Genomic DNA, 23,579 nt, shown 5'->3' on the forward strand with positions numbered 1-23,579 from the left:
CATAAATTTAGGGTGAAGATTTTTCAAATAATTAAAACGTTTTTTGATACTATAGGATTCATATAATTTTCTATATTTTTTTACAGAACTAATAATTCTACCTATGATTAACTATCTAGCGTTTTTAACACATGTTAGGCAGTTGTATATACTATTGCAAAACACATTATTATTGGGAGGGAATTATAATGCCTACACCTTTACAAGAAGAAGTTGAAGAAGCACGGGAAACATATGTCAGTCGTATCATATTAGTCGGTGGATCAGCTTTATTTTTAGTAGGTGGTGTTATATCCGCAATTTCGGCCTTTAAAACTTATAATCGTTTGGAGAATACGCCGCCTTCTACAGATAACTCATAGGTGAATTATCTAATTCTGAATAACAAATAAATGCCTCCTCAATACAGAGGAGGCATTTATTTTATCATAAGTTCTATACTAAAGAATCGCAAATAATATAAATTACAATTGAACTTACTTCACCACAAACCTCGTCTGACTACACCCATCCTTCTGCTTCGTTACTTCTAATACAGCAGGCATTGCGTTTTTCAGCTCTTGTACGTGTGAAATTACACCGATAAATCGGCCTGATTTTTGTAAATCGATTAAAGCATCTACTGCTTTCGTTAATGACTCTTCATCTAATGAACCGAATCCTTCATCGATAAACATCGTTTCGATGGAAATACCACCTTCATATGCTTGAATTACGTCTGCCATCCCAAGTGCTAAGCAAAGTGATGCGTTAAATTTCTCACCACCAGATAATGTTTTTACATCTCGGGTTTGACCTGTGTATGCGTCGTATACATCTAAGCCTAATCCACTTTGTCGATTTCTCTTTTCAACTCGTTCACTTCGTTTTAAATAAAATTGTCCATTTGATAATTTGCGTAGTCGTTCGTTCGCAATTTGCACAATTTGTTCTAAATACTCAATTAGGATGTAGCGTTCAAAGGATATACGACTTTCATTATCCCCTTTCATTACTTCATATAAATCAACAAGTTCTTGGAATGCTTTTTCTTCCTCATGAATTTGTTCATCAATTCGTTTAATGTTTTCATGTAAATCCGTAATGTATGCTACGGCATTTTGAGCACGTTGTCGTTTTTCTTTAATAATATCAAGGTTAATTTCCAATTCTTTCACTTGCTCATCTAATGAAGAAATGTCCATATACTCTTTATCTTTTAATTCTGCCTTTAATTCTTCAATTTGTTTTGTAAGTACTTCTAGAGACGAGTAGTAACTTTGGATTTCTTGTTGTAACTTATCCATCTCAGCACCATTTAATTTAGCTGCTGTATATGTTAATTGATCTGTAAATCCACTTTGTTCTAGCTCTTTCATAAAGCGTGTGAAAGTCTCTTCTTTCTTCTCTTTTGCACTATTAAATTGATTAGAAGCACTATCATGTTCTGCTTGAATACGTATATTTTCATTTTGCCAATGTTGATACGCTTCTTGTACTTTCTCCCATTCATCTTCCATTAACCTTAGTTCTTGCAGAGCTTGGTCGAACTGTACTTTCCAAGCTTGTACCGTTTGCAAGCTTTCCGGAATATTTTGCTTATCATGTTCATATGACGTACGAAGCTGCATACCTTCCATTTCAGTACGGTGCTGTATTGTTTCTACTTCACGCTTTTGTTTCTGGAGTTCTTCTACTTTTTCTTCTACGCTTTTTATATTCACAGCAATTTGCTTACGCGTTTCTTCACTTGCTTTTAACGCATTAACTTCTGCTGCTAATTGCTTTCCTTTTTGAACGAGCGCCCTATACGTTTCTACTAATTCTTCTGCGCGATAGCCTCGCTTTAACACTTCTTCTATCACTTGTTCATATTGAACTCGATAGAAATTCCACTTTTCTTCTAATTGAACATGCGATTTTTCCGCAACGTTTTTCTTTTCTCTTAGCCCATTTAACTCTTTTTCATCAATTGCATTACTTTGCTCTGTAGCTTTTTTCGGATGATCCATACTACCACATACTGGACAAGATTCACCATCATGTAAATGAAGAGCTAATATACCAGCTTGTTCACTTAACCAGCGGCGTTCCATATTTTCATACGCACTAACTGCCAGTTGCATCTTATGAAACGCAATTTCTTTTTCTTGCTCGTATTTTTGTTTTTCTTGCCATACATCATATGCCTGCTTTAATACTTTTGCATCTTCTCGCATATTCGTTAGTTCTTCTACTTTAGCTACATATTGTTCAAGCGCTATTTCTAATTGCTGTAATTCGCCAGACATTCTTTGTTTTTCATTTGTATGCACTTCTAGTTGTTCATCTAACTTTTGCATACCTTCTTTTAAATTCCCTATTTGAATTTCAGCATTTTGCAAATTCAACTTTTTCTCAGCTAATGATGCAATAATTGGTTGTAACTCTTCTAGTCTTTGAACTTGTTTTTTAGCATTTTCTCGCTCAGATGCCTTATTCTTTAATACTTCATATTTCTCCTGGGCAAGTTCAAAACTGTTCATTATATGTTCTTTTTTTGCGATTATCTGTTTTAACAAACTTTCAGACTGCTGTTCATGTTGCATCGCTTCCTCATACCATTGCTCAAAAGGTAATAATCGCTTCGCCTGTTCCGCATGTTTAAAAGATTTTTCTTTCATTTCGATTACAGCACGGTTTTCTTGTAAAGTACTGTATTTCTCATTCTTTTGTTCTAAATCTTTGAATTTCTCATTTACAGCTTTTGCTGTATGAAAATGTGCCGCTGCTTCTTTTAATTGTTTTGCTTTGTCATTTTGTTCTATGTGTAATTGCTCAACCTCTGCATTGTACCAAATTGTTTCTTGTTCTAATGCCTCTACAACTTGATGTGTATTTACATGCTCTTGCTCTATTAATGTCTCTAACAATGCTCCATCACGTATTGGTAATTTAAAAACATTACGGAAATATAGCTCTCGTTCTTTTTGTTTTTCTTGTAAGACGTCTTTCCATTGCTTCCGTTTTTGGTCTAGTAACTCACGCATTAACTTATAACGATCTGTTTTAAAAATACGACGTAAAATCTCTTCTTTATTTTCTGTTTCAGACGTTAATAGTTTCCGGAACTCTCCTTGCGGTAACATTACTATTTGGCTAAATTGATGTTTACTTAATCCAATTAAATCTTCAATTTTATTATTTACATCCGTTACATGAAAACGATCGACACAAGGAACCTTTTCTTCATTAATTACTTCATATAATTCAACTGCATGTCCTGTAATTGTTTTATTCCCTTGTTTTTTATGACCAAGTTGTCGTTTTATTTCATATCTTTTCCCTTTTAATTGAAAGGTTAATTCCACACTTGTATAAATATTATCATCAGCAAATTGACTACGAAGCATGCTTGTATCACTACGCTCTTCTCCACTAGCTTCTCCATATAATACGTAACAAATCGCATCAAAAATCGTTGTTTTTCCGGCCCCTGTATTACCAGAAATGGCGAAGATACGATGCTCTCCAAGATCATCAAAATCAATTACTTCTTTCTGTTTATAGGGTCCAAATGCTGTCATAATTAGCTGAATCGGTCTCATCCTCGTTCACCTTCCCGTTCTTGCACTGTTTGTAATACCTCTATAAATAGACGTTCTTTCTCTTCTGATAACTCTAACCCTTTCATTTCTTTATAAAAGGCTTTTAAAAGTGATAAATCATCCGTTTTATGTCTTGAAATAGTTACTTCATTTTCATCTGTGAACTCTCGTCTTTGAATAGATCTTTCAACATGCATTGCATTTGGGTATACAGAGCGTATTTTTTCCATTGGCTGCAATACTGGATTTTCGTCTAATAATTTCACAAATACATAATCCTCATTTACTGGATGATGCAATAAATCATCTATTTTCGCTTCTACTGTACGCATTTTACGACGTGGTGTAAGTAAACGTTTTTCAATTGTTGTTTCACCATTTTCATCCAGTTCCACAATATAATATCCTTTTTTATGTTTTTCTTCAGAGATAGAATAGGCGAGTGGCGAACCTGAATAACGAATTGTCTCATTACGTACAAAATGCGCTTGATGTAAATGACCAAGCGCCGTGTAATGAAACTTATCAAAATAATGGCTATTTACATATTCAGCACCACCAATTGAAAGTGGTCGTTCCGCATCACTTGTATTTTCCTCTGCCTCTCCTGAAGAAGTTACAAATGCATGTCCTACAAATACATGTCTCACGTCTTTATCCATCGTTTCAGAAAGTTCATTCATAAAAATACGCATCGCATCATCATGAGAACGAATATCTTCATTTTTCAATATATGTCTAACAATACTTGGATCCGCATACGGAATGAGATGGAAATGAACCTCTCCGTATTCATCATTTAAAACAACAGGATTATATGGAAACTGGAATTGTCCAACAATATGTAATCCTTGTTTTTTCATTAAATTACTACCAAAATGTATACGGTCCGGACTATCGTGGTTTCCTGCAACTGCGATTACTGGTGTTTGTAAATCAATAACTATCTTTTGTAATACATCATTTAATAAGTCTACTGCTTCTGTAGGTGGAATTGCTCGGTCATATAAATCTCCAGCAATAATTACAGCATCCGGTTTTTCTTCTTTAACAGCTTGTACAAACTGATCTAACACAATTTTTTGATCTTCAGTCATATATACACCATGAACAAGCTTACCTAAATGCCAATCCGCTGTATGAAAAAACTTCATATTATCCTTCTCCTTTTAGTTTACTGATTGTAGTGAAACGAGCTGATAGTTTAGTGTAGTTTTTCCGTTCTCCCCATTCTAACTTCTGGACAATTGCACTACCGATTCTTTCTTCGTTTGATTTATATAAAGGCAATATTTCTTGAACAGTAAATAGATGATAACCATCTAAATTTAATTGGAATAAATTATCTTCTATATGTAATCTTACTTCTTTTTCATTTGAAATAATTTTTGTGTGCATCTCAAATTCCATGCTAGATACAACCCCTTTTTTCTAATCTCTACATTTTAATAGTATAGTGGTCATGCAAGATTGACAAGTAAATACACCGCAATGTACATACTTTTTTAATTATTAATATTTTATGTTTTTTACATAAAATACGGTATGTGAAATTTTTAATCTACAAAAATAAAAATGCCATTCAGGCATCCTTATTTTTGTAAGTACTCTTTCATAACGTAGTACAATACAGTTATTAAAACAATCGCTACAAAAAACGCAAATACGGCCACTACATACCCATCTTTATTGAGTAAAAAACATATGGAAATAGATATTATAAAAATCGGAAACACGAGACGCACCTTATCCTTCACTTCTTCTGTCGTATCTGTATGATGAAAATACTGTGTAATTCCTACCATAAGAGATGACAAAATAATTACCGACAATAGTAAAGGTCCTGGCATTCCGATCTCTCCTTTCTCTATTTCTAATTATATACAAACCCGACTGTCTTTAAAAGTTAGACAATTCAGCTTTTTGATCTTTTCTACATCCACTCTTTAATAGATTGTTACGCCACGCATAATAACTCAATATAAGTTATACATATAATAGCGCCTTCAACACTATGATTCCAAATAATTGCGCTTACAGTAATGTTGTAATATTCCTCTTCATTCTTCAGAATCCTGCAAATATAACTCGTCAAAATATGCGTAGTACATATTAATCCTTATTGCGCCAATATTAGACAAATTTATAAAGGACATTTCATCATGTATCAAGAAATAAGAATAGGAAGATATGTAAGGGAGGATTTATAATGACTGAACACGTTTTATTTTCTGTTAGCGAAAACGGCGTTGCATCTATTACTTTAAACCGTCCAAAAGCACTTAATTCTTTATCCTATGACATGTTAAAACCAATTGGGCAAAAACTTAAAGAATGGGAACAGGATGATCAGATTACAGTAATCGTTTTAAAAGGAGCTGGAACGAAAGGTTTTTGTGCAGGTGGCGACATTAAAACGCTATACGAAGCACGTTCAAATGAGATTTCATTACAGCATGCAGAACAATTTTTTGAAGAAGAATATGAAATTGATACATTTATTTATCAATATAAAAAACCAATTATCGCCTGTTTAGATGGAATCGTAATGGGCGGTGGTGTTGGTCTGACAAATGGGGCTAAATATCGAATCGTAACAGAGCGTACGAAGTGGGCAATGCCTGAAATGAACATCGGTTTCTTCCCAGATGTCGGTGCTGCTTATTTCTTAAATAAAGCTCCCGGATCTACTGGCAGATATGTTGCTTTAACAGCATCCATTTTAAAAGCTCCTGATGTATTATATATAAACGCTGCTGATTATTTTATGACATCAGATTCATTACCAAATTTTCTTACCGCACTTGAAAATGTAAATTGGAATAAAGAAGATGTACATACTCATTTAAAAGAAGTTATTCGTACATTTGCAACTGCTCCAAACTTAGATGGTAATCTTTCTTCTTCATTAGAAGAAATTAATTCGCATTTTGCATTCAATACAATTGAAGGAATCATTCAATCGTTAGAGAAAGATCCAAGTTCCTTTGCCCAGGCAACGAAAGAAAAGCTATTATCAAAATCCCCTGTTTCATTAAAAGTAACATTAAAACAGTTTATCGATGGCCAAGAAAAGTCAGTTGAAGAATGTTTCGCGACAGACCTTATACTCGCTAAAAACTTCATGCGACATGAAGATTTCTTTGAAGGAGTACGCTCCGTTGTAGTTGATAAAGATCAAAATCCAAATTATAAATATAAACAATTAAGTGATGTTTCAGAAGAAGATGTAAATCGTTTCTTTAACTTACTTAACGCCTAAACAACGAGGCCATATAGAGTAGCTTAATCTCAGCTACTCTATATGGCCTCTTCTTTTCAGTTAAATAATTTTAAATATAATTTAATTTTATTTAACTACAATGTATGTTAAACTAACGTTAATTGAATTTTCTAAAAACAAAAAGGAAGGCGGATAACATTATGGAAAATTATTTTTTGTTTATTATTATGTCTATATGTCTTATTATTCTACCCGGTCCTGATACAGCAATGGCTACGAAAAACACATTGGTTGCTGGCAAAATCGGCGGCGTAAAAACTGTTTTTGGTACTTGTGTTGCGCTTTTAATTCACACTTTAGCTGCTGTAATTGGTCTTTCAGCACTTATTGTAAAGTCTGCTCTTTTATTTTCTATTTTTAAATATGTTGGTGCTGTATATTTAGTCTATATTGGTATTAAAGCCCTTTTAGCAGTAAGAAACACAGAAGACTTAAATACAAATGACGTTCCAATAAATAATGACAATAAACATACTTCTTGCTTTCGCCAAGGGTTTCTTACAAATTTACTGAACCCTAAGGTTGCAGTTTTCTTTTTAACTTTTTTACCACAGTTTTTAAACCCAAATCATAATACATTTATACAACTTCTCGTTATGGGACTTACTTATCTCATTTTAACAGTCATTTGGTTTGCTTTTTATATATTTTTAATTGATAAAATTAGTGCTTTTATGAAAAAACCAAAGACACAGCGTTATATTCAAGGGGTTACAGGACTCGTCTTAATTGGATTTGGTATTAAGTTAGCCTTTGAAAGAAATAATTAATACACAATAAAAAACCACTCTTTAGAGTGGTTTTTACATGTAACAACTTACATACTATTTCTTAAAACCAACGCTCAGTTACGACTTTTTTGCGTGTATAAAATTGAACGCCATCCGTACCATTTGTACCAAGATCTCCAAAGAATGAAGCTTTGTTTCCTGCAAATGCGAAGAATGCCATTGGTGCTGGAACATTAACGTTTACACCGATCATACCAGCATCGATGTTATCACGGAATGTTTGTGCATGCTTACCATTTGAAGTATAAATAACAGCACCATTCGCAAATTTCGATTGATTTGTCAGTTTGATACCTTCTTCTAGATCTTTAACTCTTACAACACTTAATACTGGAGCGAAAATTTCATCTTGCCAAATTTTCATTTCTTGATTTACACCATCAAAGATCGTTGCACCAACAAAGTAACCTTCCCCAACTTCTTCATTGATTTTACGGCCATCTACTAGTAAAGTTGCTCCATCTGCTACACCACTATTAATATAGCCTAAAACACGTTCTTTATGAGATTCACGGATTAATGGTCCAACGTAATTATCTTCGTTGAAACCGTCACCTACTTTTAGCTTTTTCGTCTCTGCTACTAGTACATCGATGAATTCATCAGCAATTTCATCTACTACTGCTACAACAGAACATGCCATGCAACGCTCTCCACTACTTGCAAACGCAGATCCAATTACACCTTGTACTGTTTTTTCAAGATTGCAATCTGGCATTACAATCGCATGGTTTTTCGCACCTGCTAACGCTTGTACACGTTTTCCATGTTTCGTACCTGTTTCATATACGTAACGAGCTACCGGCTCAGATCCAACGAATGAAACAGCTTGAATATCTTTATTTTCTAAAATGCTATTTACAACATCTTTTCCGCCTTGTACTAAATTTAATACACCTTTTGGGAAACCAGCTTCATAGAATAACTCTACAAGTCGCTCTGCTAAAAGTGGCGTTCTTTCAGATGTTTTTAATACGAATGTATTACCGCAAGCAATTGCAAGTGGGAACATCCATAATGGAATCATCATTGGGAAGTTAAACGGTGTAATACCAGCAACAACACCGATTGGATAGCGCCAAATCGACCCATCAATTCCGCTAGCAATATTCGGAAGAGCTTGTCCCATCATTAAATTTGGTGCTGATGTTGCAAGTTCTACTGCTTCAATACCACGCTGCACTTCACCAGTTGCATCCGTTAGTGTTTTACCGTTTTCAAGTGTAATAATTTTTGCAAGCTCATCTTTATTTTCTTGTAAAAGCTGTAAATATTTATATAATTGTCTTGAACGATTCGGAACTGGAACTTTAGACCATTTTTCGTATGCCGTTTTTGCAGCTTCAACAGCTTTTTCAACGTCTTCTTTCGGAGAAAGCGGAACGTAAGCAATAATTTTTCCAGTCGCTGGATTTGGAACAGCTTCTACTTCTGTACCCGTAGATTCTACCCACTCGCCATTAATATGATTTTTTACTCGCTTAATTTCAGTTGTAATCATTATATTCTCTCCTTTTTATGATTTATATAAAACTATTATTTTTGATTAGAAATTAATTGTTCACTAACTTTCTTATATAAAGCAGCCATATCGTTTTCGCCATATCCGGCCTCACTTGCTTCTTCATATACGTTTAATAGCATTTCGCTTACCGGTAAGTGAAGTTCACTTTCCTTAGCTAAATCAACTGCAAACCCCAAATCTTTCTTCAATAAATTCACAGTAAAGCCTGGCTCGTAGTTTTCTGATGCAATGAAACTTTTATAATTACGCTCATAAATTCTACTTTGACCGTAACTTACATTTAAAATATCAAACATTTTATCTAAATCCATATTGTTCTTTTTCGCTAACGTTAAAGCTTCACTAACACCAGCTGTATAAAAACCAATTAATAGATTGTTAATTAATTTAACAGTCGTACCGCTATCAATTTGTTCACTAACATGGAAAATATTCGCTCCTAACACTTCCATGATAGATTCAGTTTTATCATATACCTCTTTTGATCCACCAACCATAAACGTTAATGTACGATTTTCTGCTCCAATTACACCACCACTAACCGGTGCTGCTAAAAAGTCTACTTTCTTTTCCTTCGCCGATTCCTCTAACTGTTTGTTTAACTGTGGAGATACAGTACTTGTATCAATTAAAACTACGTCCGAGTGGCTACATTCAAATAATCCTTCTTCCCCAAAATATACCGCTTCAACCGCACGAGGTGAAGGTAAACTTGTAAAAATCACATCGCATGTTTCTGCTAATTTCGAGATTGATAAACCGATAACTCCCCCTTCTTTTTCAAAGGAAGCTTCAGCCTCTTTGTTTAAGTCCACACCATATACTGTGTAACCTGATTTAACTAAATTTTTAGATATCGGAAGACCCATGTTACCTAAGCCGATAAAACCAATCTTTTTCATATCGCTTTCCCCCTATTTACACAATATATTTTCCGCGATTTATAATAACTTTCGCAATTTCTCTCTTTTTCGTAAATACGTTCGTGTATAAAGGCACTAATAATTGACGGATTTCAGCTAAAATTACGTGTCTATCTTTTTCTTCTGTGACAGCCGCTGAAAGTATAGAAATCGCCGCTTCTTCTACTTTACGATAGCCTTCTTCACAAATAACATCAGTTATCATTTGTTTTGTACGCTCTTTTTCTTCACCATTTTTACTAATTGCTTTACTCGTACGTAAAAATGCTGATTCCATGACGTACACGTCCGTCAACATATTTGATAATACACGTGAATATTCTTGCTCTTGATCGATTTTTAGGCCTGGAGTTTTAGAGAGCGTTTTCAAAGATTGTTTCAACAATTTTTTCGCTAATAAAATGTAACGATGGTTTCTTTCTACATTTGCTACATCAATTTCTACTTCAGTATTTTCTATTTGTTCGATTTGCTTCATTAACATTTTAGCTACTGTTAATCTATTAATTTCATTCGTTCCTTCAAAAATACGACTAATTCTAGCATCACGATATAATCGTTCTACTTCGTATTCTTGCATATAACCGTAACCACCATGAATTTGTACCGCTTCATCCACGATATGACCAAGTGTTTCAGAAGCGTTTACTTTATTAAGTGCACATTCAATTGCAAATTGGGACATTTTTTTCATAAGATCTTCATCACTCTCATGAATTGCTTCATCAATTACACCTGCTGTACGGTAAGCTGCACTTTCCGCTCCATATGTAGCAATGATCATATTTGCAATTTTCTCTTGAATCATCGTAAAGTCTACTAATTCCGTTTGGAACTGTTTTCGCTCTTTTCCATATTGAACTGACAAACCGATTGCTTGTTTTGCTGTTCCAATATTTCCAAAAGCAAGTTTCAATCTAGCAAAGTTAAGAATATTAAGAGCTACGTGATGCCCTTTTCCAACTTCCCCTAAAACATTTTCAGCAGGGATAACAACATCTTCTAAAATAAGTGTCGCCGTTGAAGAACCTTTTATCCCCATCTTCTTTTCTTCTAATCCTATTGATACACCTTCACATGTTCTTTCGACAATAAACGCTGTCATTCCTTTATTTGTCTTCGCAAAAACAACGTATACATCTGCCATATGAGCATTTGTAATCCACTGCTTCTCACCATTTAACTTCCAAGCTGTACCATCTTCATTCAATACTGCACTCGTTTTTGCACTTAATGCATCAGAACCAGCATTTGGCTCAGTTAAAGCATAAGCACCAATCCATTCTCCTGACGCAATTTTCGGCAAATACTTTTCTTTTTGTTCTTTCGTTCCGTAATATATGTAAGGCAATGTACCTACACCTGCGTGTATATTAAATGAAACGCTAAATGCACCAGCGTAACCCATTTTTTCTGCTACAAGCCCTGAAACTGCCTTTCCTAACTCGAACCCGCCATATTCTTCTGGGACCTCGATACTTAATAATCCAAGTTCCCCAGCTTTCTCAAATAATTGACGAGAAACTTTATAATTATGTTTTTCAATATTCTCAATTTGTGGAACAATTTCTTGTTTAACAAATTGTTCTGTCGTTTTTGCAATTAAATCTTCATCACCTGAAAAATCTTCTGGTGTAAAGAAAGTATTGTTCACATCTTTATTGAGTGAAAAAAATTCATCCCATGGTAACTTCGTTTTCTCCATCTGAATCCCCCTATCATTTCGGCCTTCATTGCTCTTTGCATATGCTCGTCTACGATGAGTGGAATATCTTATTATTGAAAACAGAAGGCGATGATTTTTCACATCAAGCAGTTTGTTTTGCCAAATATGTATTCTCATCGCCTCAGTTGTTTTATCTATTGATCCTCTGATAATACTGTTTTTGCAATTCCAGTATCTAATTCTTCAAAGTCATGATATGAAATTGTTTCATATAGCTCACTTCTCGTTTGCATATTAGAAAGTGCATCTTTTTGAGAACCTGTTTCCTTAATTAAAGTAAATACATTCTCATACGCTTTCGCTGCAACGCGAAGTGAAGTTACAGGATAAATAACCATTTGGAAGCCCATATTTGCAAATTCTTCTGCACAATAATATGGAGTCTTTCCGAATTCAGTCATATTCGCTAATAAAGGTGCATTTACTTTACTATTAAATAGACGGAATTCCTCTTCTGATTGAAGCGCTTCAGGGAAAATCGCATCTGCCCCTGCTTTTACATATGCGTTTGCTCTTTCAATCGCTGCATCTAATCCTTCTACACCGCGAGCATCTGTGCGTGCTACAATGTATAAGCTCGGCGCAACTTCTTTAATCGCTTTAATTTTTTGAACTAATTCCTCTGTAGTAACAAGTTTCTTACCATTTAAATGTCCACATTTCTTTGGTAATTGTTGATCTTCAATTTGAACAGCCGCTACTTTCGCTTCTACCATTTCTACAGCTGTTCTCGCTACGTTTAGTACTCCACCAAATCCTGTATCAATGTCAACAAGAACTGGTAAATCTGTAGTTCTTACTAGATCTCTTGCTCTCTCTGCTACTTCAGTAGACGTCACGATACCTAAATCTGGTAGCCCTTTACTTGCAGTATAAGCTGCTCCCGATAAATAAAGAGCTGAAAAACCTGTATTTTTCGCAACAAGAGCCGCCATTGCATCATGAGCACCTGGAATTTGCAAAATTTCATTTGCTTCTACTAAAATTCGAAAGCGATTCGCAAGCTCCTCTTGTGTTGACTGTTTATTCACAACCCAAGCCATTCTAAATTCCCCCTATTATTAAATTAAGAATAGATCTACAAATTCGTTTACATTCATATTTTCTAGTTTTTCTTCATTTAAACAAACTTCATGAATTTGTTCTTGTTGCTTACTAGAATAATGACCTGCCATATTTGCAGTGAATTTTTGAACAACTTTTGGAATCGCTTCGTCTCTACGGAAACGGTGACCAAGTGGGTATTCACATTCCACATTTTCTGTTACAGTACCATCTTTAAAGTGGACTTGAACAGCGTTGGCGATTGAGCGCTTGTTCGGCTCAAGATAATCTAAACTGTACTGTTTGTTTTCAACAACAACCATCTTATTACGTAATTCATCTACACGTGGATCATTTGCTACTACATCCTCATAATCGTCCGCAACGATATCTCCTTTTAATAAACCAATTGCCGTAATGTATTGTAAACAATGATCACGATCAGCTGGGTTATTTAATGGACCTTCTTTATCGATAATACGAATTGCTGATTCATGAGTTGTAATTGTAATACGATCAATTTCATCTAATCTTTCTTTAATTTCCGGATGTAACTTCACTGCACATTCTGCAGCTGTTTGTGCATGGAATTCTGCTGGGTATGATACTTTAAATAATACATTTTCCATTACATAAGACTCTAATGGTCTAGCTAATTTTAATTCTTGCTTGTTAAATAATACATCTTGGAATCCCCATCCTGGCGCAGATAATGCTGTTGGATAACCCATTTCACCTTTTAGAGCAGTCATTGCAAGATGAACACCGCGGCTCGTCGCATCACCTGCTGCCCATGATTTACGTGAGCCAGTATTTGGAGCATGACGATATGTACGAAGACTAGAATTATCAATCCACGCATGTGATAATGCATTAAAGATTTCGTCACGTGTTCCGCCAAGCATTTTCGCAACTACAGCAGTTGTTGCTACTTTTACGTATAATACATGGTCAAGTCCTACGCGGTTTAAGCTGTTTTCTAAAGCAAGCACGCCTTGAATTTCATGTGCTTTAATCATCATTTCTAGTACTTCACGTACTTTTAATGGTTCTTTTCCTTCTGAAATGCGAACACGGCTAATATAATCTGCAACTGCTAAAATTCCGCCTAAGTTATCAGATGGATGTCCCCACTCTGCTGCAAGCCAAGTATCGTTATAGTCTAACCAACGGATCATACATCCGATATTAAATGCACCTTTTACTGGATCAAGTACATATGACGTACCTGGTACACGTGTACCGTTTGGCACGATTGTTCCCGGTACAACTGGCCCTAATAATTTCGTACACTCTGGATATTGTAATGCTAAAATTCCGCATCCAAGTGTATCAAGTAATACGTAGCGAGCCGTACTGAATGCTTCTGCACTTGTAACCTCTTTATTTAATACATAATCCGTAATCTCTTCTAATAATGCATCTTTTTGTTTAATTTCATTTGTTTTAATCATGCTAATCTTCCCTTTCTGTCGAAAATTCGTTATTATTAATGATGGGTGTCGGTCAAACACCCATCTGGCGGGCGGCGCTAACAACTCCCCAGTTGTTTTTATTTACTAAATGCATGTCGCTCGCCTATATAATTTACACGTGGACGGAACAAACGATTATTCGCATGTTGCTCAATTACGTGTGCACATAGTCCTACTGTTCTAGAGCTAAAGAAGATTGGCGTGTAAAGTTGAATTGGAATACCAAGCATCCAATATACTGGAGCTGCGTAATAATCAAGGTTTGGATAAATTCCTTTTTCCTTCTCCATAATCTTTTCTCCAGCTTCACACATTTCATATAGTGTATAATCACCTTTTACATCACATAACTGCTTTAAAGCTTCCTTCATCATCAGTGCTCTTGGATCCATCTTCTTCATATATACGCGATGTCCAAAGCCCATAATTTTTTCTTTGTTATAAAGTTTCTTCTGTAATAGTTCCTCAAATTTCTCAACATTCCCAGCTTCTAAAAGCATGTACATAACCGCTTCATTTGCACCGCCATGTAAGCTTCCTTTTAAAGATGCAACTGCACCTGTTAAAGCACCGTATAAATCCGATTGCGTTGATGCAATTACGCGAGCTGTAAATGTAGAGTTTGGCATCTCATGTTCACTATATAAAACAAGGGAACGATCAAAGATCTTTTCCTCAAGTTCAGTTGGTTTTTTACCAGTTAACATATAGAAGAAATTCGCACTATATGACAATTCCTGAAGGGGCTGAATTGGCTCCTCATTATTTAAAATATGATAGCTATTCGCTACAATATTTGGCACTTTACTTAAAAGCTTGTACCCTCTACTTTTATTCACTTCTAACGAGCGGTTTTCGATATCACTATCGTAACCAGCTAATGCAGATACACCTGTACGTAACCCATCCATAGGATGCGTTTCCTTAGGTAATGCCTTTAGCACGTTGAATACACCTTCTGGCACTGCATATTCTTCTTTTAATTTCTTTTCAATTGTTGCTTTTTCATCTTCATTCGGTAGATGTTCTTCTAATAAAAGGTGCACAATGTCTAAATACTCTTTTGTTTTTGAGAGTTCGATTAAATCATACCCTTGAATTACAATTTCACCTTTCACTGTGTCAAGAAACGAGATCTTCGTCTCCGCTGCCACTATACCATCTAATCCCGGGGAAAATTTTTCTTCAGCTTTCATCATTATTTCCTCCAATCCTAATAGATCTTCGTGCACATAACTGTAAGCCTTTACAATACTTTGAAACTACATTTCTATTTCAATGTATCAGAGTTTTTAGAAGATTTCAATTTATTTTATAATGATAAGTTTCCTATACTTTTACCGATGTAATAATACAATTTTCCAAAAATAACTTTCATATTTTATAAAAAAGTACAGATATCTTTTTACGATTTTGTAAAACGAAATATAACAATCATCCATATAATCCCACTAAATATACCTTTAATCTCTTTTTATTTAACAAATATAAAAAAACGAGCTGCACTCATACACAGCTCGTTTTTGATAATATTTATTTCACATTCCTATAAATATAATTCTTATATAAAATTTATTTATTTTTAATAAAGTTATTATTTTACATAATTAAATTGAATTTCTTCCGTTTCTTTACGATAGCTGACAACTAAATCATAGTTTTGAAAGTACAAAAGATTATCAAAATCTATAAAAATAAAATACCTTCTTTCTCAACTGACACTATTTCCCGAACTAGTTTCTCAGAAACAATTCCTAAAGAGTATCCTGGATGAATTGCACTATTTCCTCCGTATCTTACTATAAAGTGAAACTTTAATCAGTGGGGGTTTTGTTCATCCCCCACTGATTATTAGTTGAACCAATCGGGCATTTACGAGCAGTTGATCTCCTGCCTAACTTCCTTGTATTTGCTGAATTTTGAGGTGGAGGTCTTACTGCTCGCAAATAGTGGGATAAATCAAATTGATTCATTATACTTTATACAAAATTCTTCCTTAAAGCATCGTCGAGCATCATGTTCAATTGAAATTTTCACCTTCGCTCTTCCTGTTTACGCAAAATCTTTTTTGCCTAATCGTTGTTTTACAAAAATGACAAATATAATTAAAGCTATTAATCCTGAAATTGCACTACCTGCGAATAAAATACGGTAACCAAACATTTGTGAAACAACTCCAAGTAAAATCGCACCTAATCCAATCCCTAAATCAAAAGCGGTAAAGAATGAAGCGTTAGCAACTCCTCTTTTACTAGGATCAACAATTGTCAGCATCGCTGCTTGTAAAGCGGGCTGTGCTGAACCGAATCCAACACCATATAATGCCGCTGCAATCATTACACCTGTCAAACCATTTGAAATCGTTAGTACAACTATCGCTAAAATAGTAATACATAGTGCCGGAAGTATGATAAAAACTTCTCCATATTTATCTAATAGTTTTCCTGAAATAGGTCTTACAATTGTTAAAGTAATTGCATATACAAGAAAGAATGTCCCAGGATTCACATCAATTGATGAAGCGAATAACGGTAAAAATGTTGTTATTCCTCCATATGCAAATGATAAAAAGAAAACAACAATCGTTATTGATAAAACGGATTTTTCAAACAGCTGAATTTTCCCTTTTTCTTTTTGTGGCGTGAATGGCATTTTCGTTATTAACGATAATACGACTGCCATAAAGGATAAAAGAGTCGCTAACAAGAATAGACCATGAAATGAATAATTTTGTACAACCCATAATCCAATCATCGGGCCAATTGCCATAGCGATTGTCATCGCCATGCCATACCAGCCCATTCCTTCACCACGACGTGAATCTGGAATAATATCAGTTATCGCTGTTCCAACTGCTGTTGTAGAAACAGCCCACGTCACTCCGTGAATAACGCGTAAAACAGCTAAAAGGACAATAGTCGATGCTAAATTATACGAATACATCGTTATCCCAAAAAATATGAGTCCGAAAATAATAAAAGATCTTCTACCATATTGATCTAACATTCCTCCAATAACCGGTCGTATTACAACTGCAGCTATTGTAAACATTCCCATCATCAGTCCAACTTGTGATTCATTTCCACCAATCTCTTTAATAAAGAGCGGTAGCGTTGGAACTAGTAAATAAAACCCTGTAAATAAAAATAACATCGCGATAGTCATTTGAATAAATGATTTCGTCCATAATCGTTCCATTAAAATCCCTCCATAAACACGTAAAATATTACGATCAACACATCCATTGTATATGTTTCATATTCCTTTTCCCTCCGCTATTAGACGTATATTTTCGCAATAAATGGTCCACCATCAATTCACATTGGTCTTACGACTTTATACGTATGTTTTAACCGAAAGTCCTATCTATATGTACCTTTATAAGCATTAAAAGAATATACTACTTTATCATTAAAACTTAGGAGTGATCGTTTTCATGTGGGTATCACCAAGAATAACCGCGGTTGTCCCATCAGTTCCCTCAATACATGTTCCTGCCATTCATACGGCTAGTTCTGATGTTGGTATCGAACTTCCTGCCGCTTGGCAACAATATCAATTGACTGACCAAGTCACCCCTTCATTTTGGCATCATGGTACACATCCTAGTAGTGCTACTTTTTATAGCCCTAGTTATCCAATACCTCCAACTCAATTTTTTTATCATTTCCCGTCAATTTACTTTCAAAATTTCTATGGTACTTTTAACATTTAAAAATAATATTACTCTTTATAATACAAAAAGCACCAAAGAAACCGTTTTTCCCGGTACCTTTGATGCTTTTTTAATGCATTATTTATTGTCCATTATTGGAAGGAGCCTCTCCTGTGTTCCCGCCAGTAGTTGGTGGGGTTGGAGTCTCTTGGCCACCTCCAGTGGTTGGTGGATTTGGAGTTCCTTGGCCACCTCCAGTGGTTGGCGGATTTGGAGTTCCTTGGCCACCTCCAGTGGTTGGTGGATTTGGAGTTCCTTGGCCACCTCCAGTGGTTGGCGGATTTGGAGTTCCTTGACCATTTCCATTGTTCGGTGGATTTGGAGTTCCTTGACCATTTCCATTGTTCGGTGGATTTGGAGTTCCTTGACCACTTCCATTGTTTTGTTCATTTTGCTTATTCTGTTCATCTTGTTTCTTTTGTTCTTCCTGCTTCTTAAGTTCATCTTGCTTCTTTTGCTCTTCTTGTTTCTTAAGTTCTTCCTGTTTCTTTAATTCCTCTGGACTTTTCTCTTCTACAGTTTTTTGCTGTTGGTCTTGTTTTGGTTGTTCCGTTGTATCCGGTACGCTCGTATTTGGAGATGAATCACGTTTTTCACCTTTTATACGTAACTCACTACCTTCTTGAATAACACTACTTGGCATTTTAAAGTGTGATTTATCTGTAGCCATCTCGCTCATCATTTCTTTAAAGATCAACTGTGCAATTTTCGTATTTTTACTACTAATATAATCGTCTTTACTATCTTTCATATATCCAGTCCATACTGCCATCGTATATTGCGGTGTATATCCTGCAAACCAACTATCCCGAGTTGCACTTTCTGGAATTTTATATTGTGCTAATTGTTTTGAAGCATAGTTTGTTGTACCTGTTTTACCAGCTACATCTAAAGAGGCCACATTTGCCGCTGTACCGGTACCTGATGTAACGACAGAACGAAGCATATCAGTAATCATATATGCTGTAGAATCGGCCATAACTTGTTTTGGTTTTTGTCCAAAACTTTGTGACTTGCCGTCTGGATAAACTACTTTCTTAACAAAATGCGGCTTCGTATACTTACCATCATTACCAAATGCCGCATAAGCACCTGCAATTTCAGTTGGTGACACTTCATTTGTACCAATAGCTGTTGATTCAGTCGGTGGTACATTAAATGTAATCCCTAATTTCTCTGAGAATCCTTTCGATTTACTAATCCCTACCTCTTTCGCTGTTTTAATAGCCGGGATGTTACGTGACATTTTTAATGCATCACGCATTGAAATTGGGCCTGAATAACTTCTGTCTGCATTTCGAACTTCTTGACCATCTGAGTACTTAAACGGAGAATCATCAATTTGATGGTACGTAGCCCATTTTAAATATTCAATTGCAGGAGCATAGTCAAAAATTGGCTTCATCGTTGAACCAGCTGCACGATCTAATTCAATCGCCATATTATGACCTTTAAATACTGCTTTGTTTTCGCCACGACCACTACCTATAGCGCGAATTTCCCCTGTTTTTGTATCCATAAATGTGAAAGCACCTTGGAATTTATCATTTGGATAATCAATAATATTTGTATTTAAAATATTATCAGCCAATTTCTGTGCTTTTGGATCCAACGTTGTATAAATTTCTAAACCATCAGAACCAATATTAGCATCTGGTAATTCTTTTTCTACTTCTTTCACAACCGCATCCATAAATGCAGTATATGGCATTGTTTGTTGTTCAGTTGCAGGCTTAAGCCCATCTGTTACTGGAACTTTTGATGCTTCTTCCATTTCTGCCTTTGTAATATAACCATGTCGATTCATTAAGTTTAGTACAGTATTTCTTCTTTCTGTTGCCCTTTGAACATTTTCTTTTTTCGTTGGGTCATAGTTATTCGGTGCTTTCGGTAAACCGGCAAGCATCGCAACTTCTGGTAATGTTAAATCTTTTAATTCTTTACCATAGTAGTTTTGTGCCGCTGTTGCGATTCCATATGAACGGTTACCTAAATTAATTTTATTTAAATACATCTCTAATATTTCATGTTTTGAATATTGTTGTTCTAGCTTATACGCTAAATATATTTCCTGAACTTTACGCTTTGACGTTTTTTCCATCGATAAGAAGTAATTTTTAATAACTTGCTGCGTTATCGTACTTCCACCTTGAGAGCCATAATCTCCTTTAAGACTGACTAAAACCGCACGGGCAGTACCTTTAAAGTCTACCCCGCTATGCTCGTAAAAACGTGCATCTTCTGTTGCTAAAAATGCATTTTCTACTAATTTTGGAATTTGATCATACGTAACATTCGTTCGCTTTTCTTTCCCATATTCATATACCAAATTCCCGTCTTTATCATAAATTTTTGAGGATAACGGATTAACAAGTTTTGATTTCTCAAGTTTTGGCGCATCCTTTATCATAACGAAAAAGGTAGCAACCCCTGCCACTAAACCTACAATACCAAGTAGTAAACAACTGATTAAAAATTTACGAAAAAACGATGTTTTACCTTTTGGTTTTGTGTTTTTAGAAGCTGGCTGTTTTTTCTTTTGAACTTGTCGTCGCTCCTCTCGAGAACGATAATTTTCTGACATGTTACTTTCTCCTGCCTTTCAATTCTCCCGTTGATTTACTTAAAAATATTGAGGTCACTTTCACAAATACATTTAGTCAAGAAAGTATATTGACCTGGAGCATTCAATGTTTTCCCAATTCACAGATTATACATTTTAGAATACTTCTTATACAAACTATTTTCACTTCTATTTTTTCTAATAATGCTGCCCCTTAAAGCATAGAATGTAAGAAGTGAATTTTTAATACCTCGTATAAATAATATACCTTTTTTTCAAATGGTCAATATTTTCTTATTTATAAATCAAAGGTGAAATAAAAATAGCACAACGATATGTACTTCGTGTGAACTTCCTTATAATTACGTATAAAGAACATTTGATATATTGCATATAAATATAATACCTCTTTAATTATTAGGATTTCAACACGACAATCCCCTTATCTACAAGAAACCATCTAAAATGAAAAGTAAGGAGTTGCGTATTGATGAAACTCTCTCCCGTTATCTCAAAAAATATAGTTGCTGTTGGCTATAATCCTTTTTCTATGATTTTACGTATTCAACTAAAGAATGGTATGTATGATTTCTTTAACGTACCAGAAAGCATTTACACCGGTTTATTAAACGCGCATTCTAAAAGTTATTATCATAATACCTATATTAAAAATTCTTACCGCTACACTAAAATTTAAACTTGATTAGCATACAAAAAAAGAAAGGCGAATCAAATTCCCTTTCTTTTTTGTATGTTTTCACCCGCAATTTACCTTCTATCTTCTTTTATTAATTTCATCGTACGCTTGAATTTGTCTTTTAAGTCGCCTGTCGGCTTTTTTATCATGTACGACAAGAACTGCGTGTATCGCTCCTGGAACCCAAAAAATTAAGGTTAAAATGAAATTAATAATCGCTTGAAACGGCTTTCCGCAAAATAAAACAGCTACCGGCGGAAGTAGAATTGCTAATAAGTACATCATGTCTGAAAAACTCCTTAATGTTTATTTTTCAATTCTTACCTATCCTTCTCCTACATTTTCAAACTTATAAAATCATATTTTTTCTAAAAACATATATAAGAACTCATCATTTCAAAAATCATATATAATAGTACAACTAAATGAGGAGCGTCCCACAAACGTTAACAAGTTATTTTCACTTGTTCATTTATATGTATATTCTACGCCTATATGAAAAAGCCTACAAAAAGCATTAACACATCAATCTTGTCCTACTTCTAAAATTGAAATACTCCATACTTCATTGAAATGAGTATTTCATCGCCTTTTCTTAGATTCCAATCGTTGTTCCTCTACTATTTCGGTTAATCCAATTGCTGAAATTACAGTACCTATTGCCTGAATCCAAATACCTATTAGCCCTATTATACGTTGATCTTCTTTATCAATATTACTGTCTTCATTTCCCTTTTCTTCTTTTGATATATTTTGAATACCCTGATATGCTTGTAATCCCGCACCTAAACTTTGCATTGAATTCCCTAATACAATAATCCACTGTATTCCATTTATCTCATTCAATGCTACTTCTACCCCTAAAAAAGCGCCAATTGATTGCAAACTATTTCCAGTAATTATAAGAAAATCATTTTCTTTCATTTGTTCATTGAGATTAAAATACGTTCCTATTACATTAGAAATATTACCTAAAGCTAATAACTCAATCCCCGTTTTCGCTAGCGCTTTATTTTTGTTATCTATAGTTACCTCTTGCTTCTCACGTTTATCTTCATCTTTCACATCAATAGTTGCTATGATTTGTAATATATATCCGAGGGCTTGTAATGAACTCCCTACAATAACAAGATCCGACTCAATCTTTTCTTCTCCTGAAAAACCTCTAGTTGTTCCAATTGCTGCTATAAGATTTCCTCCTACTTGAAACCAGGCCCCTGTCAATTCTAAATCGCGTAGGTTCATTTCGCATCACCTATATTTAAATTTTCTAGTACTTTCGAAACAAACATCACCTTTAATTCATTATTTTATTTTTTATATGTAATTTTGTGCATCACATAATGTATTAATAATACAAAAGAGCACCTTTCAGGCGCTCTTTTTGACAAGGGCTTTCTCGATAAATGTCTAATTTGCAAATGCTTTTTACATACTTCAATATATGCTTGTCCTTCAAAAATGTGCATATTACATTTAATGCCTATCTAAATATTAAATGTATACCGGACATGTCAATGAATCTCCGTTTTTATCTATTGATATATTTAATATATAATGCATTGCTTTATGTGACCACATTTCAGGTGTAGGAGATTCTTTTACATATTGAGGTGCACATAAATGAAGCATTGGAGTGCTAATACTTCCACCTGGATCTAAAGCAACTACGGCCATGCCATTTGGCAGTTCCATTGCCATAGACTGCGTGATACCTTCAATAGCAAACTTCGAAGCACAATATGGCGCAAGTTCAGCCTCGCCTTCTCTTCCCCAACTAGAGCTCATATTAATAATAATCCCTTCTTTTCTAGCTATCATCGCCGGGACGAACGCCCTAATGACATTTACTACCCCGTTCACATTTACACTCATTACACTTTCAAATTCTTGAGCGGTAACTTTCCATAACGGTGCGTTTTGATTAACAATCGATGCATTATTTATTAACATATCAGGAGCTCTATACTTATTTAGAATACAACTTGCCCATTTACTAACTTGGTGATGATTTGAAACATCAATTGTTTGAAAATCATGTGAAGCACCGTAATATTTATTAAGCTCTTCAATTTTATTTTTTGAGCGTCCACACCCTACTATGTTCCATCCCAATTCATGAAACCTATCAACCAATGCACGACCTAACCCTTGCGTTACTCCAGTAATAATTACAAGTTTTTCAATGTCGTTTCGCTCCAACTTCATCTCCTCCTTTCAATTAATATTACTCTTTTTATTCTTATTCAAATTCTTACTAAAGTATCAATT

The 23,579-nt window shown here is 34.8% G+C and carries 19 protein-coding genes and 2 pseudogenes; 5 read left to right on the top strand and 16 right to left on the bottom strand.

Annotated features, from left to right (window positions below):
• Positions 1–188 precede the first annotated feature (188 nt).
• Positions 189–362: a hypothetical protein gene (locus CDB3_RS31670; protein ID WP_097832018.1), complete on the top strand. Its 174-nt coding sequence runs from the start codon at positions 189–191 to the stop codon at positions 360–362.
• Between the two features lie 114 nt (positions 363–476).
• Here the strand turns inward: CDB3_RS31670 and CDB3_RS12610 are convergent, their stop codons facing one another.
• From CDB3_RS12610 to CDB3_RS12625, 4 genes and pseudogenes are all read right to left on the bottom strand, one after another.
• On the bottom strand, positions 477–3,566 hold the full coding sequence (locus CDB3_RS12610; protein ID WP_128854728.1) for an AAA family ATPase: 3,090 nt from the start codon (positions 3,564–3,566) through the stop codon (positions 477–479).
• Entirely contained in the window at positions 3,563–4,720 is a 1,158-nt protein-coding gene (locus CDB3_RS12615; RefSeq protein ID WP_128854729.1) for an exonuclease SbcCD subunit D, read from the bottom strand. The genes CDB3_RS12610 and CDB3_RS12615 overlap by 4 nt, the downstream gene beginning before the upstream one ends.
• A gap of 15 nt (positions 4,721–4,735) precedes the next feature.
• A pseudogene (locus CDB3_RS12620) lies at positions 4,736–4,976 on the bottom strand (DUF2584 family protein).
• Between the two features lie 182 nt (positions 4,977–5,158).
• On the bottom strand, positions 5,159–5,416 hold the full coding sequence (locus tag CDB3_RS12625; protein ID WP_001119412.1) for a hypothetical protein: 258 nt from the start codon (positions 5,414–5,416) through the stop codon (positions 5,159–5,161).
• A gap of 359 nt (positions 5,417–5,775) precedes the next feature.
• On the opposite strand from CDB3_RS12625, the gene CDB3_RS12630 reads away from it, so the two are divergent.
• Together CDB3_RS12630 and CDB3_RS12635 are read left to right on the top strand one after the other, a co-directional pair.
• A complete protein-coding gene (locus CDB3_RS12630) occupies positions 5,776–6,828 on the top strand; it encodes an enoyl-CoA hydratase/isomerase family protein (RefSeq protein WP_128854730.1) in 1,053 nt (350 codons plus the stop codon).
• Positions 6,829–6,986: 158 nt separating this feature from the next.
• The gene (locus CDB3_RS12635; RefSeq protein WP_097832014.1) at positions 6,987–7,619 is read left to right on the top strand and encodes a LysE family translocator; all 633 of its coding nucleotides are present in this window, start codon (positions 6,987–6,989) and stop codon (positions 7,617–7,619) included.
• 61 nt (positions 7,620–7,680) lie between these two features.
• On the opposite strand, the gene CDB3_RS12640 is transcribed toward CDB3_RS12635, so the two are convergent.
• The 8 genes and pseudogenes from CDB3_RS12640 to CDB3_RS12670 all read right to left on the bottom strand — a co-directional run bounded on the left by CDB3_RS12640 (position 7,681) and on the right by CDB3_RS12670 (position 17,531).
• Positions 7,681–9,141, bottom strand: coding sequence for a CoA-acylating methylmalonate-semialdehyde dehydrogenase (locus CDB3_RS12640; RefSeq protein WP_128854732.1), 1,461 nt, complete (start codon positions 9,139–9,141; stop codon positions 7,681–7,683).
• A gap of 35 nt (positions 9,142–9,176) precedes the next feature.
• On the bottom strand, positions 9,177–10,067 hold the full coding sequence (locus CDB3_RS12645; protein WP_128854733.1) for an NAD(P)-dependent oxidoreductase: 891 nt from the start codon (positions 10,065–10,067) through the stop codon (positions 9,177–9,179).
• Between the two features lie 16 nt (positions 10,068–10,083).
• The gene (locus CDB3_RS12650) at positions 10,084–11,793 is read right to left on the bottom strand and encodes an acyl-CoA dehydrogenase FadE (RefSeq protein ID WP_128854734.1); all 1,710 of its coding nucleotides are present in this window, start codon (positions 11,791–11,793) and stop codon (positions 10,084–10,086) included.
• A gap of 155 nt (positions 11,794–11,948) precedes the next feature.
• Positions 11,949–12,857, bottom strand: coding sequence for a methylisocitrate lyase (gene prpB / locus CDB3_RS12655; RefSeq protein ID WP_128854735.1), 909 nt, complete (start codon positions 12,855–12,857; stop codon positions 11,949–11,951).
• 18 nt (positions 12,858–12,875) lie between these two features.
• Positions 12,876–14,312, bottom strand: coding sequence for a 2-methylcitrate dehydratase (prpD, locus tag CDB3_RS12660; protein WP_071745524.1), 1,437 nt, complete (start codon positions 14,310–14,312; stop codon positions 12,876–12,878).
• A 98-nt stretch (positions 14,313–14,410) separates the two neighbouring features.
• A complete protein-coding gene (mmgD, locus tag CDB3_RS12665; RefSeq protein ID WP_128854736.1) occupies positions 14,411–15,532 on the bottom strand; it encodes a citrate synthase in 1,122 nt (373 codons plus the stop codon).
• 395 nt (positions 15,533–15,927) lie between these two features.
• A pseudogene (locus tag CDB3_RS32055) lies at positions 15,928–16,139 on the bottom strand (HesB/YadR/YfhF family protein); the annotation flags it as partial.
• Positions 16,140–16,385: 246 nt separating this feature from the next.
• Positions 16,386–17,531, bottom strand: a complete 1,146-nt coding sequence (locus CDB3_RS12670; protein WP_128854737.1) for an MFS transporter — start codon at positions 17,529–17,531, stop codon at positions 16,386–16,388.
• A gap of 238 nt (positions 17,532–17,769) precedes the next feature.
• On the opposite strand from CDB3_RS12670, the gene CDB3_RS12675 reads away from it, so the two are divergent.
• The gene (locus CDB3_RS12675) at positions 17,770–18,048 is read left to right on the top strand and encodes a hypothetical protein (RefSeq protein ID WP_128854738.1); all 279 of its coding nucleotides are present in this window, start codon (positions 17,770–17,772) and stop codon (positions 18,046–18,048) included.
• Between the two features lie 82 nt (positions 18,049–18,130).
• Here CDB3_RS12675 and CDB3_RS12680 read toward each other — a convergent pair whose 3' ends face one another.
• Positions 18,131–20,632, bottom strand: coding sequence for a PBP1A family penicillin-binding protein (locus tag CDB3_RS12680; RefSeq protein ID WP_128854739.1), 2,502 nt, complete (start codon positions 20,630–20,632; stop codon positions 18,131–18,133).
• A 469-nt stretch (positions 20,633–21,101) separates the two neighbouring features.
• On the opposite strand from CDB3_RS12680, the gene CDB3_RS12685 reads away from it, so the two are divergent.
• Positions 21,102–21,308, top strand: coding sequence for a KTSC domain-containing protein (locus CDB3_RS12685; RefSeq protein WP_000777813.1), 207 nt, complete (start codon positions 21,102–21,104; stop codon positions 21,306–21,308).
• A gap of 78 nt (positions 21,309–21,386) precedes the next feature.
• Here the strand turns inward: CDB3_RS12685 and CDB3_RS12690 are convergent, their stop codons facing one another.
• The 3 genes from CDB3_RS12690 to CDB3_RS12700 form a co-directional block, all read right to left on the bottom strand.
• A complete protein-coding gene (locus CDB3_RS12690) occupies positions 21,387–21,593 on the bottom strand; it encodes a YqaE/Pmp3 family membrane protein (protein ID WP_000990221.1) in 207 nt (68 codons plus the stop codon).
• Positions 21,594–21,890: 297 nt separating this feature from the next.
• Positions 21,891–22,553 carry a DUF6944 family repetitive protein gene (locus CDB3_RS12695; protein ID WP_128854740.1) on the bottom strand — a complete coding sequence of 221 codons (663 nt, stop codon included), beginning with the start codon at positions 22,551–22,553 and terminating at the stop codon, positions 21,891–21,893.
• A 249-nt stretch (positions 22,554–22,802) separates the two neighbouring features.
• A complete protein-coding gene (locus tag CDB3_RS12700; RefSeq protein ID WP_128854741.1) occupies positions 22,803–23,510 on the bottom strand; it encodes an SDR family oxidoreductase in 708 nt (235 codons plus the stop codon).
• Positions 23,511–23,579 lie beyond the last annotated feature (69 nt).

The sequence above is a fragment of the Bacillus sp. CDB3 genome, from assembly GCF_002081505.1.
Taxonomy (GTDB): Bacteria; Bacillota; Bacilli; order Bacillales; family Bacillaceae_G; genus Bacillus_A; species Bacillus_A cereus_AT.

Excerpts from the sequence above, each read along its gene's own strand:
- CDB3_RS12675 (WP_128854738.1), top strand. The coding sequence starts at position 17,770 with ATGTGGGTATCACCAAGAATAACCGCGGTTGTCCCATCAGTTCCCTCA.
- prpB (WP_128854735.1), bottom strand. The coding sequence starts at position 12,857 with ATGGCTTGGGTTGTGAATAAACAGTCAACACAAGAGGAGCTTGCGAAT.
- CDB3_RS12685 (WP_000777813.1), top strand. The coding sequence starts at position 21,102 with ATGAAACTCTCTCCCGTTATCTCAAAAAATATAGTTGCTGTTGGCTAT.
- CDB3_RS12625 (WP_001119412.1), bottom strand. The coding sequence starts at position 5,416 with ATGCCAGGACCTTTACTATTGTCGGTAATTATTTTGTCATCTCTTATG.
- CDB3_RS12640 (WP_128854732.1), bottom strand. The coding sequence starts at position 9,141 with ATGATTACAACTGAAATTAAGCGAGTAAAAAATCATATTAATGGCGAG.
- CDB3_RS12645 (WP_128854733.1), bottom strand. The coding sequence starts at position 10,067 with ATGAAAAAGATTGGTTTTATCGGCTTAGGTAACATGGGTCTTCCGATA.
- prpD (WP_071745524.1), bottom strand. The coding sequence starts at position 14,312 with ATGATTAAAACAAATGAAATTAAACAAAAAGATGCATTATTAGAAGAG.
- CDB3_RS12670 (WP_128854737.1), bottom strand. The coding sequence starts at position 17,531 with ATGGAACGATTATGGACGAAATCATTTATTCAAATGACTATCGCGATG.
- CDB3_RS12630 (WP_128854730.1), top strand. The coding sequence starts at position 5,776 with ATGACTGAACACGTTTTATTTTCTGTTAGCGAAAACGGCGTTGCATCT.
- CDB3_RS12695 (WP_128854740.1), bottom strand. The coding sequence starts at position 22,553 with ATGAACCTACGCGATTTAGAATTGACAGGGGCCTGGTTTCAAGTAGGA.
- mmgD (WP_128854736.1), bottom strand. The coding sequence starts at position 15,532 with ATGATGAAAGCTGAAGAAAAATTTTCCCCGGGATTAGATGGTATAGTG.
- CDB3_RS12650 (WP_128854734.1), bottom strand. The coding sequence starts at position 11,793 with ATGGAGAAAACGAAGTTACCATGGGATGAATTTTTTTCACTCAATAAA.
- CDB3_RS12610 (WP_128854728.1), bottom strand. The coding sequence starts at position 3,566 with ATGAGACCGATTCAGCTAATTATGACAGCATTTGGACCCTATAAACAG.
- CDB3_RS12690 (WP_000990221.1), bottom strand. The coding sequence starts at position 21,593 with ATGATGTACTTATTAGCAATTCTACTTCCGCCGGTAGCTGTTTTATTT.
- CDB3_RS31670 (WP_097832018.1), top strand. The coding sequence starts at position 189 with ATGCCTACACCTTTACAAGAAGAAGTTGAAGAAGCACGGGAAACATAT.
- CDB3_RS12615 (WP_128854729.1), bottom strand. The coding sequence starts at position 4,720 with ATGAAGTTTTTTCATACAGCGGATTGGCATTTAGGTAAGCTTGTTCAT.
- CDB3_RS12680 (WP_128854739.1), bottom strand. The coding sequence starts at position 20,632 with ATGTCAGAAAATTATCGTTCTCGAGAGGAGCGACGACAAGTTCAAAAG.